The sequence below is a fragment of the Microcoleus anatoxicus genome, assembly GCF_042465725.1.
Classification (GTDB): domain Bacteria; phylum Cyanobacteriota; class Cyanobacteriia; order Cyanobacteriales; family Microcoleaceae; genus Microcoleus; species Microcoleus anatoxicus.
In genome coordinates this window covers 2,380,797-2,396,759 of record NZ_CP120853.1, presented here as the reverse complement: position 1 = coordinate 2,396,759, position 15,963 = coordinate 2,380,797, and the positions used below count along the sequence as shown (strand labels likewise).

Here is a 15,963-nt window from a genome sequence, read left to right as displayed (position 1 = left end):
ATACCTGCAATTTGTGTCAAAATATAGCACAACCCGGAAAACTTTTTCGTCAGTTGAGATATTGGTATGTTAAATTTAAAAAAAAATGAATTACAGCAAAACAATCCCGGCTGTTTTGAGTGCGACGATCGCCCTAAGCACCATCTCTCTTCTCCCCTTCACCTTACCTCAAATCGCCTTAGCCTTAACCGCAGACCAAGTTAAAACCGTTGCTAAAGCTGTCACTGTCCGCATTGAAGGGCCAAAAGGCGGTTCTGGAGTCATCTTAGAAAAAAAAGGTAACACCTACTATATTCTGACTAACTGGCACGTTGTAGACAAAGCTGGTGATTATCGGGTGATTACTCCCGATGGTAAATCTCACTCTATATATTATACTCTAATCCGGCGAATGCCCGGTGCGGATTTGGCGATCGTCCCCTTCAGCAGTCCTGAAAGCTATCGCCTCGCTGAATTGGCTAATTCCCCAGCAACTGCGGGAAAAAAGGCGATTGTGGCGGGCTGGCCGATATCTGGTGGTTCCCTCCGACAGCCGATTTTCATTGCCACAGAAGGCTTGCTGACTGGCCGTCAGACTGTCTGGAACGGTTATACATTAGTATACAATAACTTGGTGAGAGCGGGGATGAGCGGTGGCCCGGTGCTCGACGATGGGGGGAAATTGATCGCAATTAATGGCATTGTGAAGCTTGAGAACAATTCTGATAAAATCGTGGCGGCTGGGATAGAAATAAATACTTTCATGAAATGGCGATCGACTATTTCGCTGCCAGTAGTCCCTGAATCTCCCACGGCCAAAACACCCTCAAATCCCGTTAATAATTCGCCCCGCAAGTCTGCAAGTGCGATCGCCTTTGCAGCCACAAATACTCTCAAAGCCCCGGCAGAAGTAGTCAGTTCCGTTTCCTTGGCAACTGATTATTTTGCCACTGGTAATAGTAACGGCACTATCTCTGTTTGGAATTTTCCCGGTGGGGAATTGAAAACTACCCTGCGGAGTCACCGGGAAGCAGTAAATGCCGTAGCTATCAGTCCCGATGGCAAGATTTTAGCTAGTGGTAGCGATGACAAAACGGTCAAGATTTGGAATTTAGAAACTGGTGCTATTTTACAAACTTTGAGCGGACATTCCGATGCGGTTTCGACTGTGGCGATTAGTGCCAATGGTGAGTTTTTAGTTAGCGGTAGTTGGGACAAAACGATTAAAATTTGGAATCTCAAAACCGGGGAGTTGCTACGGACTTTGACCGGTCATTCTGGCTTGGTAAATACTGTTGCCCTCAGTCCGAATCCTCAAATCCCCCCCCTTAGCAAGGGGGGGCTAGGGGGGGTATTAGCTAGCGGTAGCAAAGATGGTTCGATTAAGTTATGGGATTTAGCTAGTGGTCAATTAATTCGCACGATTAGCGGCAAGAATTTATCGGTTTTGTCGGTAGCTTTTAGTCCCGATGGCAAGAGTTTGGCTGCGGGAAATGGCAACGGTACAATTGGCTTGTGGAATGTGGGAAATGGGCAGTTAATTCGGCGTTTGAGTGGCCATACGGATGGGGTTTGGTCGGTGGCAATTAGTCGCGATGGTAGTACGCTCCTTAGTGGGAGTTGGGATAAGAGTATTAGGCTTTGGGATGTGCGATCGGGGGATTTGAGGGGTACTTTGAGCGGGCATTCTGGCTATGTTAGTGCTGTGGCGATTAGTGGGGATGGGAAGATGATTGTGAGTGGTGGTTGGTTGGGGGAGATTAAGATTTGGAAACGGAATTGAGTTTTTTGTCAGGACTTAGGCATTATACTTCTGGGAGATGTCTAAAACCATCCTCCCACTTCCGAGTACGATCGCCTGTTGTGATAGATTTGGTTCTGACTGGACTAAACTCACAATCCCCCGGATTGGTCTGTGGGGTCACTTGGAAAATCTCAAATCTGAAATCTAACATCGCTTGACTTCTGAAAAATGATTGAAGTAGAACACTTAAGCAAAACTTACGGTTCCACCGCAGCGATCGCGGATGTGTCTTTCTCGGTCGAATCAGGGGAAATTCTGGGTTTTTTGGGACCCAATGGTGCCGGGAAAACCACAACCATGCGGATTTTGTCGGGATATTTACCAGCATCCAGCGGTACAGCCCGTATCGCCGGTCTCGATGTTCACGAAAATTCGATGGCTGTCAGACAGCGCATCGGCTATTTACCAGAAAATCCCCCACTCTATCCAGAAATGACAGTGGAAGGATTTCTGTTTTTTGTGGCCCGGATTAAGCAAGTACCGGCGGGCGATCGCGCGCGCTCCGTCACCTCAGCCATCGAACGCTGTGGCTTGGTAGAAAAACGGAAAGTTTTAATCCGCAAACTTTCCAAGGGCTTTAAGCAACGAGTAGGCATCGCTCAGGCGATCGTCCATGACCCCCCGGTGATTATCCTAGACGAACCAACCGTCGGTCTTGACCCCCGACAAATCATCGAAGTTCGCAATTTAATCAAAAGCCTTGGGGGACAACACACAATCATTCTTTCTACCCACATTTTGCCGGAAGTCAGTATGACTTGTAACCGCGTTACCATCATCAACGGCGGTCAAATTGTCGCAGCAGGTAGTCCCGAAAATTTGACTGGTGAATTGGCGGCTAATTCTGGCTATGAAATGGAAGTGGAAGGGGAAGCAGAGTTATTGAACAGTCTGCTGTTGCCTGCTGTAGAAAATTTACCCGGTGTTCGATCGATCGAATTAATCTCCAATCAAGAGTCTTTAGCCAGTCGTTATCGCCTACGGGCACTGTGCGAACCGGATCTAGAACCCGGACGAGAAATTGCCGCAGCTATCATCGCCTCTGGTTTTGGACTCTGCGAAATGCGTCGCAATCGCGCTAGTTTGGAAGATGTCTTTTTAAAGCTGACAACGGCCCAAAAGAAGCAGGGAGATGTTTTAATTGAAACTGAACCTGAAGTGGCCCAAACTTTGGCAGTTGCAGAAACATTACAGGAAATAAGTGATTCTCAACCTGCATCGGAACCTGTTGTAGAAACTTCTGAATTAATCCCAGAACCGGAACCTGTTGTAGAAACTTCTGAATTAATCCCAGAACCGGAACCTGTTGTAGAAACTTCTGAATTAATCCCAGAACCGGAACCTGTTGTAGAAACTTCTGAATTAATCCCAGAACCGGAACCTGTTGTAGAAACTTCTGAATTAATCCCAGAACCGGAACCTGTTGTAGAAAGTTCTGAATTAATCCCAGAACCGGAACCTGTTGTAGAAACTTCTGAATTAATCCCAGAACCGGAACCTGTTGTAGAAACTTCTGAATTAATCCCAGAACCGGAACCTGTTGTAGAAAGTTCTGAATTAATCCCAGAACCGGAACCTGTTGTAGAAAGTTCTGAATTAATCCCAGAACCGGAACCTGTTGTAGAAAGTTCTGAATTAATCCCAGAACCGGAACCTGTTGTAGAAACTGAAGAGTCGATAAGTGATGTGGAACCAGAACTGCAATTAGTAGCAGATTTTCTGGAAATTGTAGAAAAGCAAGAATTAATGGCAGATTCTGAACCAGAATCTGTTAGAGATACAGAAGAATTTATCGCCCATTCTGAACCAGTTTTAGCAACAGAAGATGCGATCGAACATTCTCAACCTGCTGTAAAGACAGAAGATGCGATCGAACATTCTGAACCAGTTTTAGCAACAGAAGATGCGATCGAACATTCTCAACCTGCTGTAGAGACAGAAGATGCGATCGAACATTCTCAAGCTGCTGTAGAGACAGAAGATGCGATCGAACATTCTCAAGCTGCTGTAGAGACAGAAGATGCGATCGAACATTCTGAACCAGTTTTAGCAACAGAAGATGCGATCGAACATTCTCAAGCTGCTGTAGAGACACCAGAATCCATCGAACATTCTCAACCAGTTGTAGAGACAGAAGATGCGATCGAACATTCTCAACCAGTTGTAGAGACACCAGAATCCATCGAACATTCTCAAGCTGCTGTAGAGACAGAAGATGCGATCGAACATTCTCAAGCTGCTGTAGAGACAGAAGATGCGATCGAACATTCTGAACCAGTTTTAGCAACAGAAGATGCGATCGAACATTCTCAACCTGCTGTAGAGACAGAAGATGCGATCGAACATTCTCAACCAGTTTTAGCAACAGAAGATGCGATCGAACATTCTCAACCAGTTTTAGCAACAGAAGATGCGATCGAACATTCTCAACCAGTTTTAGCAACAGAAGATGCGATCGAACATTCTCAACCAGTTTTAGCAACAGAAGATGCGATCGAACATTCTCAAGCTGCTGTAAAGACACCAGAATCCATCGAACATTCTCAACCAGTTGTAGAGACAGAAGATGCGATCGAACATTCTCAACCAGTTTTAGCAACAGAAGATGCGATCGAACATTCTGAACCAGTTTTAGCAACAGAAGATGCGATCGAACATTCTGAACCAGTTTTAGCAACAGAAGATGCGATCGAACATTCTCAAGCTGCTGTAGAGACACCAGAATCCATCGAACATTCTCAACCAGTTGTAGAGACAGAAGATGCGATCGAACATTCTCAACCAGTTGTAGAGACACCAGAATCCATCGAACATTCTCAAGCTGCTGTAGAGACAGAAGATGCGATCGAACATTCTCAACCAGTTTTAGCAACAGAAGATGCGATCGAACATTCTCAACCAGTTTTAGCAACAGAAGATGCGATCGAACATTCTCAACCAGTTTTAGCAACAGAAGATGCGATCGAACATTCTCAAGCTGCTGTAGAGACAGAAGATGCGATCGAACATTCTCAACCAGTTTTAGCAACAGAAGATGCGATCGAACATTCTCAACCAGTTTTAGCAACAGAAGATGCGATCGAACATTCTCAACCAGTTTTAGCAACAGAAGATGCGATCGAACATTCTGAACCAGTTTTAGCAACAGAAGATGCGATCGAACATTCTCAAGCTGAACCAGTTGTAGAAAGAGAATCTGTTATAGATACAAATATAGATACAAAAAAATCTAGTTCACATCCTCAATCTGAATCGAAACCAGTTGTCACAAATCGACAATTGAAAAAAAAGCAACAACCCCCTAGGGATGCTTCACCCGAACAACCACCACTTACCAAAAAACGACAAATAGAAAAAAAACAAAAACCTGATGACGACAGCGAAACACCCCCCGCTAGCGACACAGAATAAACCAATTCCCAATTCCCAATTCCCAATTCCCAATTCCCCATTCCCCATTCCCCATTCCCAATTCCCAATTCCCAATTCCCAATTCCCCATTCCCAATTCCCAATTCCCAATTCCCAATTCCCCATTCCCAATTCCCCATTCCCCATTCCCAATTCCCAATTCCCAATTCCCCATTCCCCATTCCCCATTCCCCATTCCCCATTCCCCATGTTAGTAATGATTAGTAATATTGTCGCGATTTACCGCAAGGAACTACAAAGCTACTTTGCATCACCATTAGCTTATGCCATCGCCGCCGTCTTTTGGTTAATCACCGGCTATTTTTTAATAGCAATCCTCCTCGCCCCCGACGGATTAATTCCCCAAGTCACCCAGCGAGATCAAATGGGAGTTACCGAACCTCCCATCGATGTCGCTTACGAATTCCTGCAACTATTTCTGCGAATCATGGGTTCCCTTTCATTGTTCGTATTACCAGCACTCTCCATGGGACTTTATGCAGAAGAACGCAAACGAGGAACCTTAGAACTATTAGCCACATCACCTTTAACCAACTGGGCCGTTGCTACGGGCAAACTCCTCGGCGTTTTAACATTTTATACCACCATGTTGCTGCCCCTGCTCTTTTGCGAGGCGATCGCCCTCAGTTCCTCAACCCCTCCCGTACCTCCCGCCGTTCTCCTCCTAGGACACGGCGGCTTAATCTTGCTAGCAGCCGGAGTATTGTCCCTAGGAATGTTTATTTCCTCCCTCACAGACAGCACAATTTTATCAGCCATTCTCACCTTCACTCTAGTATTATTTCTCTGGGTGATCGATGCAGCAGCAGTCGGCATCGGTGGGCCTTTCGGAGCAGCATTAGGACAACTTTCGCTCCTAACACATTACACCAATCTTGTCAAGGGAGTTTTCGATACCAGCAGTTTAATCATGTTTGGCACATACATTATTTTAGGAGTATTTCTCACCGCCCAATCCATCGATGCCTTGCGCTATCAGCGTTCTTGAAAAAAAACAAAACAGCCAGCAAACATAGGATTGCCAGAATTTAAAACTGGCACCATTTCCCCAAGTAATATAGTTAGTTGAAGGTTATTTTTTTCCGAGTTCATTCTACCAATTACTTCAAGCCATGAAATTCATCAATCCCAAAATCGACTTAGCATTCAAAAAAATATTCGGGACCACCGAAAACAAAAACATTCTGATTAATTTTTTAAACGCAATTCTCTATGAAGCACAGCCAGTCATCGAAGATTTAGACATCATCCACCCCCAGGAAGGAGTCGAAACCTTGGGAGTCAAAGACACCTACCTAGATATCAAAGCTAAAATTAACGACGACAAAATCGCTCTCATCGAACTTCAACTACTCCACTTATCCTCCTTCGGAAACAGATTTTTGTACAATGGTGGCAAAACATACAGCCGGGAATTAACAGGAGAAGAACGCAACGAAAGACTAAAAACAGTAATATCTTTAAAAATTGCCGACTTTGAAATGTTTGCAAATCAAACAGACGTCATTTCACGATTTGTCTTCAAACAAAAAGAACAAAAAACAGACTATCCAGATACTGAAATAGAGTTAGTATTTGTCGAAATGCCAAAATTCAACAAACAGTGGTCCGAATTAAAAACAGCCGCAGACCAATGGATATACTTCATAAAAAACAGCAGCATCCTCGACAGAATACCAGAAGATATAAATACAAACAGCGAAGTTTATAAAGCTTTTGAATTAGCCATAGAGGACAATTTTGATGGGCAAGAATTAAAAGCATTAGAAAATCAGGAAATGTGGATTCAAAACCTACAGGGTGCAATAAATGTGGCAAGAGAAGATGCGACAAAAAATGCTCAACTCTCGTTGATTTTGCGCCAAATAGTGAAGCGTTTAGGAACCATTGATGCCGAAACAGAAAACCGCATTCGTCAATTATCCCTAGAAGATTTAGAAAAGTTAGGAGATGCTGTGCTTGACTTCAAAAATATGTCGGATTTAACAGATTGGTTGCCTACTTATTCTGGATAAAATAACATTCTTCAATATCAATTTTATGAAAAGAAAAAAAAGCAATTTCAAATATATTTTTTGGCTTGGTCCCCTCCTGATAGCAGCGGGATTAACAGCAGCCTTTGTCTCCGCAGCCTGGGAACCCCTGACAGTTGGTCTGGTTATTAGCGGAACAGTGACGATCGCACTATGGCTGCTATATTTAACTTACGAACAAGGCTTTTGGGGACGGCGTTCTACTCAAGCCAGCACCAACGCCCTGATTTCCACCTTAGCAGTCTTCGTAATTCTCGGAGTAATTAACTTCATAGCCTTTCGGTATCCAACCCGCATCGACTTAACCGAAAGCAAACAATTTACCCTCGCGCCCCAGACTCAACAAATATTGCAAAATCTGCAAAAACCAGTCAAAGTTTGGGTATTTGACCCAACCCAAAACCCCCAAACCAAAGAATTGCTGCAAACCTATAAACGTCAGGGAGGCAAAAATTTTGAATACGAGTTTGTTGACCCCCTCGGCCAACCGGGAAAAGCGAGGGAATTTAGCATTTCTACCATCGGAGAAGTTTACCTGCAATCAGGGGACAGAAAACAGTTGCTGCAAAAAGGTGGTACTACTTTTGGTAGTGACCCAAATCAAGGGCTTTCTGAAATCAAACTTACCAATGGCTTAGAAGAAATACTCAGCACTCGCATTCCTACAGTTTATTTTTTACAAGGTAAAGGAGAACGCCAGCCAAAAGAAGGTCAAGGTGGAATTCAGCAAGCTGAAAAAGCCCTGAAAGACAAATACTATAACACCAAAACGCTAAACTTGGCAGAAAGCAAACAAATACCAGAAGATGCAGATGCTTTAGTAATCGCAGGTCCAGACAAACCATTTTCAGATACAGAAATTACAGCACTTAAAGCTTATCTCGATCGCGGCGGCAGTTTATTTTTAATGGTAGACCCAGCCATTAATATCGGATTGGACAAATTTCTGCAAGAATGGGGCGTAAAATTAGACAGTCGTTTGGCTATCGATGCTTCCGGGACTGGCCAAAGATTCGGCCTGGGCCCGACGGTTCCTACAGTCCGACGTTACGGCCAACATCCGATTACTCAAAGTTTCGCCACTGGTATTTCATTTTATCCTTTTGCCCGTCCTTTGGAAGTCCAAGCCGTAGAAGGAATCGAGGAAAAACCCCTGATTTGGACCAGTCAGGAAAGTTGGGCCGAAAGTGATTTGACAACCCGGAAATTGCAATTCGATCCCAAGACCGATCGACAAGGCCCGCTATTATTAGGTGTAGCTTTAGTGCGATCGGAAACTGCGACAACTCCATCCAACCCTTCACCCACAACATCCCCATCCCCAACCACATCACCATCCCCCACCATATCCCCATCACCATCCCCCACCACATCACCCACAACATCACCATCCCCCACCACCTCACCCGCAGCATCACCATCACCAACCACCTCACCTAAAACATCCCCATCACCAACCACATCCCCATCTCCCACCACATCCCCATCCCCAACCACATCCCCATCTCCCACCACATCCCCATCCCCCACCACATCCCCATCTCCCACCACATCCCCATCCCCAACCACATCCCCATCTCCCACCACATCCCCATCCCCCACCACATCCCCATCTCCCACCACATCCCCATCCCCAACCACATCCCCAACCACATCTGCATCTCCGACTGCTTCCCCCATTAGCTATTCGGTGATTGTGTCCCAAGAAGCTACACCTCCTGTAATACCACCAACTTCGCCCACACCCACAGCATCTCCCACAACATCTCCCACAGCATCTCCCACAGCATCTCCCACAACATCTCCCACAACATCTCCCACAGCATCTCCCACAGCATCTCCCACAGCATCTCCCACAGCATCTCCCACAACATCTCCCAGTCCCAATTCAACTCCTTCTGCGCCTTCAACTCCCAGAAAAACCTCGCGCATGGTAGTAATTGGCACATCTCAATTTGTGACCAATGGCTGGTTTGACCAACAACTAAATAGCGACGTGTTTCTTAACTCTGTCAGTTGGTTGAGTAAACCAGACCAGCAAAGCTTTTCTATTAGTCCCAAAAAAGCTACTAACCGTCGTATCAACATGACTGTCATCCAAATAGGCCTTTTGGTTTTAGCTTGGCTAATTTGGCCTTTACTCGGACTGGGAATTGGGACCGCTATTTGGTGGAAGAGAAGATAAATCAGTTGACTGTTGTCAGTTGTTACTACTAACAGCCTCCAAAATTCCCAATTCCCCATTCCCAATTCCCAGTGACTATGAAATTGCAGAAGAATACATTAGTATTGATAGCGGTCGCACTGAGCTTAACAGGCTTGGTTTTGTTGTTCGAGATACAAGTAGCTCCCAAGCAAGAGGCTGCTAAGGATGAAAAACAGAGAATTTTTGCTTTTAAGTCCGATCGCATACAATTCTTTACAATAAAAACCGCCGAAAACATATTGACTTTTGAGCGAGTTTATGCTGTAAAAGGAGGTAAGTCAAGTTGGGAAATGAAAGTGCCCATGCAAGCACACGCCAATCAGGCATCAGTAGATTTTTTATTAGACAGGTTGGGCACAGGAAAGAGCGATCGTACAATTAGTATCACCCCCGCTCAACTGCCAGAATTCGGCCTCGATCAACCCCAAGCTACAGTCACAGTAAAACTAGATAACCAGGAAACTCACCGCCTAGTTTTAGGGAAAACAGACTTTAGCGGCCGCTTCTTATATGCTCAAGCCAACCCGACCGAATCCCCATCTCAGAATTTGCCCGTAATTCTAGTACCTTTCGACTTTAAAAATGCCACTGTGCGACCTTTGTCAGAATGGAAAAAAACACCAGAACCCAAAACAGACAAACAACCAAAACCTACTGTAAGTCCGAGTCCAGACAACAAAGACATCGAGCCCAAATAAGACTAATTATAGTCCTGGACGCAGAAATCGGTTTTTTTTACCAAAAAACTGCTTTTGAGCCTTTAACATCCCAAAAACGAGTAAATCAAGCATTCCTCGCCTAAAATACAAAAAAGTTTAAGTTTAAACTGTATTAAGATAGCGTGCATTACCCCCAGGAACGGGCGAATATGTTTCAGACAGCACTCAACCAAGGTACTACAGCAACGGATACAGCGCTTGACGTTGAACTCCGCAAGGTCTTTAAGGTATTCAATGGCGAAACCGCAGTCCGCGGGGTTGACATAGAAATCCATCAAGGAGAATTTTTTAGCATTCTGGGGCCTAGTGGCTGCGGCAAGACTACCACGCTGCGGTTAATCGCTGGCTTCGAGACTCCCTCGGCGGGCGAATTGATGATTCGTGGTCAGTCCATGACCAACACTCCAGCCTACCGCCGTCCGGTCAATACTGTGTTTCAAAGCTATGCTTTGTTTGGTCACATGAATGTTTGGGACAACATCGCTTTTGGATTGCGGATTAAAAAACTGGGGAAAGCGGAAATTGAAGAACGGGTACGGGAAGCTTTGCAATTGGTGAAAATGGAATCCTTCGCCAATCGGTTTCCCGGCCAAATGTCCGGCGGTCAGCAACAGCGGGTGGCTTTGGCCAGAGCTCTGGTGAATCGACCAGCGGTACTACTGCTAGATGAACCCCTCGGTGCTCTGGATTTGAAGTTGCGCAAGCAGATGCAGTTGGAGCTCTCAAACTTGCATCAAGAATTGGGGCTGACTTTTGTGATGGTGACTCACGACCAAGAAGAAGCCATGAGTCTTTCTGACCGCATTGCGGTGATGAATGAAGGCCGAATAGAGCAAATTGGCTCTCCTGAAGAAATTTATGAGTGTCCGCAGACGGCTTTTGTGGCAGATTTTATTGGCGATACCAATTTGTTTGCTGGTAAAGTGGAGTCCATGGACCGATCGACTCTCACCGTTCGCACTCCCGCCGGACTAAAAATAGTCGTCCAGCAATCCGATATGTGGAGTGGAGGAACAGACGACTCTGTAGTAGTCAGTGTCCGGCCAGAAAAAGTATATTTGAATCTTTACCAGCCGGAAGTGTCGGTCAACTGTTTTGAAGGGCGGCTCAAAAATATCATGTACATGGGCACTCACGTTCATTACGTGGTGGAGTTGACCACAGGCGATAAAATGACGGTGCGGCAACCGAATACCGGTGGCTCTTTCCCAGACCCGCACACGCCGATTTACGCTTATTGGGGAACTACTGATTGTCTCGCTTTAAGTGATAGGAAATAATTAGTCAGTTGTTAGTTGTCAGTTGTTAGTTGTCAGTTGTTAGTTGTCAGTTGTTAGTTGTCAGTTGTTAGTTGTCAGTTGTTAGTTCCCATAACAACAAGTAACTAATAACAAATAACCCTTCGACCCAACGACTGCGTTTATCCTGAGCCCAACGACTGCGTTTATCCTGAGCCCAACGACTACGCTCAGGGCGACGCCAATAACAAATAACCAATCTTTGAATCTGTGCCTCCCACTAATCTACCAATTTCCCAGATTTCCAGGGCTAATTCTACACGCCGTCAGTTCCTCAAAAATTCGGCGGCGACAATCTCCGGCTTAGCCCTTTCGAGTTGCGGCTGGCGGCTTGCAGACGTACAATCTGCCCCTCCCATTAAAGGTAATGCCGACCAGTTGTTCATTTATACTTGGGCTGGCTATACAGACAAAGCTCTACTCGATCGCTTTGCCGAAAAAACTGGCATCCGCGTCATCGCAGACGTATTTGACTCCAATGAGTCGATGGTAGCTAGAGTTCAAGCCGGTGGTGGCCGCGCCTACAGCATCATTTACCCATCTGACTACATGGTGATTCAGATGAAGGAACTGGGGCTGTTGAGCCAATTAGACCACTCAAATTTGGGAGGGATCGATCGCCTCAAAAAACAATTCCAAAACCCTGTCTATGACCCAGGAAATCGCTACAGTGTACCTTTGAGTTGGGGAACCACAGGCTTAATTTACAACAGCGAACAGCTCAAAGAACCTCCCGAAGATTGGGACTATTTGTGGAAACACAAACAGGAGTTGACAAGGCGAATGACTCTGGCTAATGATGTTCGAGAAGTGATGGGTGCTGCCCTGCGGATGCTGGGCTATTCTCTCAATTCTACGAACCCAGAGCAGGTGAAACAAGCTTACGAAAAGTTGGTAGAGTTAAAACCGTCGATCGCATCTTTTACTACTGATGCTTGGCGGCCACAAATACTAACGGGGGATTTGAAGGTAGCCATGTGTTACTCTTCTGATGCTAATGAGGTAATTCCAGATAACGACAAATTGCGCTATGTTGTGCCAAAAAGCGGTTCTTCTCTGTGGACTGACACTTTAGTAATTCCTAAAAATGCTCCCAATCCCGAAGCAGCTTATAAATGGATAAACTTTATGCTGCAAGCGGATGTCGCTGCTTCTTTAGTAGAACGACTCAGCTTTTCAACTCCTTCGGAAGATGCTTTTAGTTTGCTGACACCGGAAGTTAGGGACAACAAAATTCTGTTCCCTTCCGAGGCTACTTTGAAAAATTGCGAAGGTGTAGCTCCCGTAGGAAAATTTATAGATGTCTACGATCGCTACTGGACTAAATTAACCAGCGGTTAACCTTATTTTCCCCATAAATTTCATGTACATTTCGATCCATCGTCTCGTGGGGGCGGGTTTATGAGATTGTTTATTTGATGCGAATATTGTTGGTGAACCCAACGGCTGCATTTATCCTGCCCGCCCCTACTAATCAAAAATCAGCAATCAAAAATCCCAACTCAAAATTATTATTTATGACTGTTTCCACCAAAGCTCCCCCTCCAATTCCTCCCCATACTCCATCGAAGGCTGAAACTATCTCCCGGTGGTCATCCTGGGTAGGACCACTGGCATTACTCGGCCCTTCTGGCTTGTGGCTAGCTCTATTATTAGTCGTACCAACTATAGTCATTTTCCAACTGAGTTTGGTGCCGAATATTAAGCCTGGAGATTTGGTGATTCCTTCGGGAATTGGCAATTATCTGCGAGTGTTTGAGCCTCTGAATTTGCAGGTGATTGGGCGATCGGTCTTTTTCGCAACTGGGACTACTATACTATGTTTGGTGCTGGGATTTCCCGTGGCTTACTGGATAGCCCTCAATGTCTCGCCCAAGTGGCGGAATTTAACTTTGTTGGGATTTGTTTTGCCGCTGTGGACTTCTTCGCTTTTGCGATCGTATGCGTGGATTACAATTCTACGTCCTACGGGGGTTCTCAACTCCGTCTTGGCACTTGTAGGCATTCCTCCTCTAGAATTGCTAAATCAAAGTTCCGCCGTTCTAATCGGCATGGCTTATAGTTATTTGCCTTATATTGTGACAATTCTCTACGCTTCTTTGGAAAAATTAGACCGTAGATTGCTAGAAGCATCTCAGGATTTGGGGGCGAATCCAGTAGAAACTTTCTGGCAAGTGACAGTACCGCAGACGATGCCGGGAATTGCAGCAGGTTCTTTGCTAGTATTTATTAGTTGTTTGGGCGATTTTGTCGATCCTGAGTTGCTGGGCGGTGCTTCCAGCATGACGGCGGCTCGTTTAATTTACAATCAATTTTTGGGAGCAACTCAAAATTGGGGGCTGGGATCGGCTCTGAGTATGGTATTAATTTTTGCAGTGAGTATTGGAATTGCCCTTTTGCTCAAATATGGCGATCGTAATGCAGTTTAAAGAAGTCATTAGTCAGTAGTCATTGGTCATTAGTTATTGGTTATTAGTTATTGGTAGCTAGTGACAAACAACAAATAACCAATAACCGATTACCAATTACCAATAACCAATTCCCCATTACCAAGATATGGAAAATATTACCGACAATCCACAGGAGGAAATACCCACCGATATGTTGTACTTAAAACCTAAATTTAAGATTTCTTGGCAGGTTGTCTTTGCCGTTTTGATGTTTTTCTATATGTACCTACCCATCTTGGTACTGACATTTTACAGCTTTAATAAATCGCGTTTTAGCGCTGGTTGGGAAGGATTTACATTAGATTGGTATGTTAAATTATTTAGCGATACCCGCATTTTGGTGGCCCTGAGAAATAGTTTAACAGTGGCTGTTTGTGCAGTTGCCATCTCCGCCGTACTCGGTACTTTAATGGCCGTGGGTTTGTCCCGATACCGATTCCCAGGCAAGAGTTTGTACCAGGGAGTTGCGTATTTGCCGATTATTATTCCAGATATTGCCAGTGCAGTTGCGACTCTGGTATTTTTAGCAGCCCTGGCGATTCCGCTCAGTTTGTGGACAATTGTAGCGGCTCACATTGTGTTTTGTTTGGCTTATATTGCCCTAGCTGTTTCTACGAGATTAGCAGACCTCAACCCATCTTTAGAAGAAGCTGCTTTAGATTTAGGTGCCACACCAGTTGAGGCTTTTATTCAGGTTTTGCTACCTCAATTATTACCTGGGATTGTCTCTGGTTGTTTGCTGGCTTTTGTCCTCAGTATGGACGATTTTTTGATTGCGAGTTTTACCGCAGGTAGCGGGACTACAACTTTGCCGATGGAAATTTTTAGCCGCATTCGGACAGGGGTGAAACCTGATATTAATGCTCTGAGCGTGCTGTTAATGGTAGGTTCGGGAGGATTGGCGTTTGCTGCGGAGTATTTGCGCGGCCGCAGCGACCAAAAACGGGCTAATTAGTCATTAGTCATTAGTCATTGGTTATTTGTTATTGGTGAGGGTATACGAAGAACCGATAACAAGTAACCAGCAACCAATGCCCTATGCCCTATGCCCTATGCCCAATTACCCATTCGCTATTTTGCTGGTAATTTCACCTTACTTGCCAAACCTAGCGCTTCCAGCAATTGAATTGTCATCCAAGTAAAGTCAATTTCCCACCATTCCATCCCGTGACGAGCAGAATATTGATAAGCATGGTGGTTATTGTGCCAGCCTTCGCCATAAGTCAGGACAGCAACCCACCAACAGTTAGTAGAACTATCTTTGGTTTCGTAGGTGCGGTAGCCAAATTTGTGAGTAGCGCTGTTGACAAACCATGTGCAGTGATACACGAAAACTAAGCGCACAAATATTACCCAAACTACAAAAGGCCAGCCTGCTGCTAAGTAAAGTAAGACCCCAAAGGCGATTTGAATTGGCAAAAAGTAGTTTTGTAAAAACTGATAAAATGGGTCGCTAGCAATGTCTTTGGTGCAGCGGGGAATTTCATCGTGGGCGGGACCTTTATAAAACATCCAACCTAGATGACTCCACCAAAAACCTTGCTGAGCATTATGAGGGTCGAGATTATTTTGGTCGGAGTGGGTGTGGTGCAAGCGGTGCAAGCCAACCCAATGAATGATTCCTCCTTGACAAGCTAGAGCACCGCAAAAAGCTAGAAAATATTCTACAAATTTGGGTGTCTGAAAGCTGCGGTGAGTCAGCAGGCGGTGCCATCCGAGGGTGATTCCTAAGCCACCGGTTATCCAGTGCATAAATACTGTTAAACCCACTGCTGTCCAGTTGAAGTTAGCAGGAAGGAGGGCAAACAAAGCGCCGATGTGAACTCCGGCTAAAGCAATAATGTGTGTCCAATTGTATTGGAGTTTGTCTTGCGTTGCGATTGTCATTCGGTTTCAGATTAGAGGTTTTAAATGGAGTAAAATTCAGATAAACTAGGTTAGATAAAGGTAAATAAACCCAAGCTAATCAAACATGAATTATGAAATGCTATACCTGAAAAGCTATATAGCTTTTCTCTGTTAAATCAGGTAATTGGTATTTGA

11 protein-coding genes and 1 pseudogene are annotated in these 15,963 nt (G+C 44.9%); 10 read left to right on the top strand and 2 right to left on the bottom strand.

Annotation, left to right across the window (positions count from 1 at the left end; genetic code table 11):
- Nucleotides 1-85: 85 nt before the first annotated feature.
- Together P2A85_RS10385 and P2A85_RS10380 are read left to right on the top strand one after the other, a co-directional pair.
- On the top strand, nt 86-1,762 hold the full coding sequence (locus P2A85_RS10385) for a trypsin-like peptidase domain-containing protein (protein WP_377479414.1): 1,677 nt from the start codon (nt 86-88) through the stop codon (nt 1,760-1,762).
- A 189-nt stretch (nt 1,763-1,951) separates the two neighbouring features.
- Nucleotides 1,952-3,046: pseudogene (locus P2A85_RS10380) on the top strand (ABC transporter ATP-binding protein); the annotation flags it as partial.
- Between the two features lie 2,131 nt (nt 3,047-5,177).
- On the opposite strand, the gene P2A85_RS10375 reads toward P2A85_RS10380, so the two are convergent.
- Entirely contained in the window at nt 5,178-5,396 is a 219-nt protein-coding gene (locus P2A85_RS10375) for a hypothetical protein (RefSeq protein ID WP_377479411.1), read from the bottom strand.
- 5 nt (nt 5,397-5,401) lie between these two features.
- On the opposite strand from P2A85_RS10375, the gene P2A85_RS10370 reads away from it, so the two are divergent.
- The 8 genes from P2A85_RS10370 to P2A85_RS10335 all read left to right on the top strand — a co-directional run bounded on the left by P2A85_RS10370 (nt 5,402) and on the right by P2A85_RS10335 (nt 14,875).
- Nucleotides 5,402-6,202 carry an ABC transporter permease gene (locus P2A85_RS10370; RefSeq protein WP_377479408.1) on the top strand — a complete coding sequence of 267 codons (801 nt, stop codon included), beginning with the start codon at nt 5,402-5,404 and terminating at the stop codon, nt 6,200-6,202.
- Between the two features lie 124 nt (nt 6,203-6,326).
- Nucleotides 6,327-7,229, top strand: coding sequence for an Rpn family recombination-promoting nuclease/putative transposase (locus P2A85_RS10365; protein ID WP_377479405.1), 903 nt, complete (start codon nt 6,327-6,329; stop codon nt 7,227-7,229).
- Nucleotides 7,230-7,254: 25 nt separating this feature from the next.
- Nucleotides 7,255-9,432: a Gldg family protein gene (locus P2A85_RS10360; protein ID WP_377479403.1), complete on the top strand. Its 2,178-nt coding sequence runs from the start codon at nt 7,255-7,257 to the stop codon at nt 9,430-9,432.
- A gap of 77 nt (nt 9,433-9,509) precedes the next feature.
- Nucleotides 9,510-10,151 (top strand): DUF4340 domain-containing protein, encoded by a 642-nt coding sequence (locus P2A85_RS10355; RefSeq protein WP_377479400.1) that lies wholly within the window; start codon nt 9,510-9,512, stop codon nt 10,149-10,151.
- 170 nt (nt 10,152-10,321) lie between these two features.
- Nucleotides 10,322-11,452: an ABC transporter ATP-binding protein gene (locus P2A85_RS10350; RefSeq protein WP_377479396.1), complete on the top strand. Its 1,131-nt coding sequence runs from the start codon at nt 10,322-10,324 to the stop codon at nt 11,450-11,452.
- Between the two features lie 228 nt (nt 11,453-11,680).
- A complete protein-coding gene (locus tag P2A85_RS10345; RefSeq protein ID WP_377479393.1) occupies nt 11,681-12,811 on the top strand; it encodes a PotD/PotF family extracellular solute-binding protein in 1,131 nt (376 codons plus the stop codon).
- Between the two features lie 176 nt (nt 12,812-12,987).
- On the top strand, nt 12,988-13,899 hold the full coding sequence (locus P2A85_RS10340) for an ABC transporter permease (RefSeq protein WP_377481419.1): 912 nt from the start codon (nt 12,988-12,990) through the stop codon (nt 13,897-13,899).
- A gap of 127 nt (nt 13,900-14,026) precedes the next feature.
- Complete coding sequence (locus P2A85_RS10335) at nt 14,027-14,875, top strand: ABC transporter permease (RefSeq protein ID WP_377479391.1); 849 nt, start codon at nt 14,027-14,029, stop codon at nt 14,873-14,875.
- A gap of 116 nt (nt 14,876-14,991) precedes the next feature.
- On the opposite strand, the gene P2A85_RS10330 is transcribed toward P2A85_RS10335, so the two are convergent.
- The gene (locus tag P2A85_RS10330; protein ID WP_377479388.1) at nt 14,992-15,807 is read right to left on the bottom strand and encodes an acyl-CoA desaturase; all 816 of its coding nucleotides are present in this window, start codon (nt 15,805-15,807) and stop codon (nt 14,992-14,994) included.
- Nucleotides 15,808-15,963: the final 156 nt, after the last annotated feature.

Coding starts and splice junctions, on each gene's coding strand:
- P2A85_RS10385 (WP_377479414.1), top strand. CDS start 86: ATGAATTACAGCAAAACAATCCCGGCTGTTTTGAGTGCGACGATCGCC.
- P2A85_RS10375 (WP_377479411.1), bottom strand. CDS start 5,396: ATGGGGAATGGGGAATGGGGAATGGGGAATGGGGAATTGGGAATTGGG.
- P2A85_RS10370 (WP_377479408.1), top strand. CDS start 5,402: ATGTTAGTAATGATTAGTAATATTGTCGCGATTTACCGCAAGGAACTA.
- P2A85_RS10365 (WP_377479405.1), top strand. CDS start 6,327: ATGAAATTCATCAATCCCAAAATCGACTTAGCATTCAAAAAAATATTC.
- P2A85_RS10360 (WP_377479403.1), top strand. CDS start 7,255: ATGAAAAGAAAAAAAAGCAATTTCAAATATATTTTTTGGCTTGGTCCC.
- P2A85_RS10355 (WP_377479400.1), top strand. CDS start 9,510: ATGAAATTGCAGAAGAATACATTAGTATTGATAGCGGTCGCACTGAGC.
- P2A85_RS10350 (WP_377479396.1), top strand. CDS start 10,322: ATGTTTCAGACAGCACTCAACCAAGGTACTACAGCAACGGATACAGCG.
- P2A85_RS10340 (WP_377481419.1), top strand. CDS start 12,988: ATGACTGTTTCCACCAAAGCTCCCCCTCCAATTCCTCCCCATACTCCA.
- P2A85_RS10335 (WP_377479391.1), top strand. CDS start 14,027: ATGGAAAATATTACCGACAATCCACAGGAGGAAATACCCACCGATATG.
- P2A85_RS10330 (WP_377479388.1), bottom strand. CDS start 15,807: ATGACAATCGCAACGCAAGACAAACTCCAATACAATTGGACACACATT.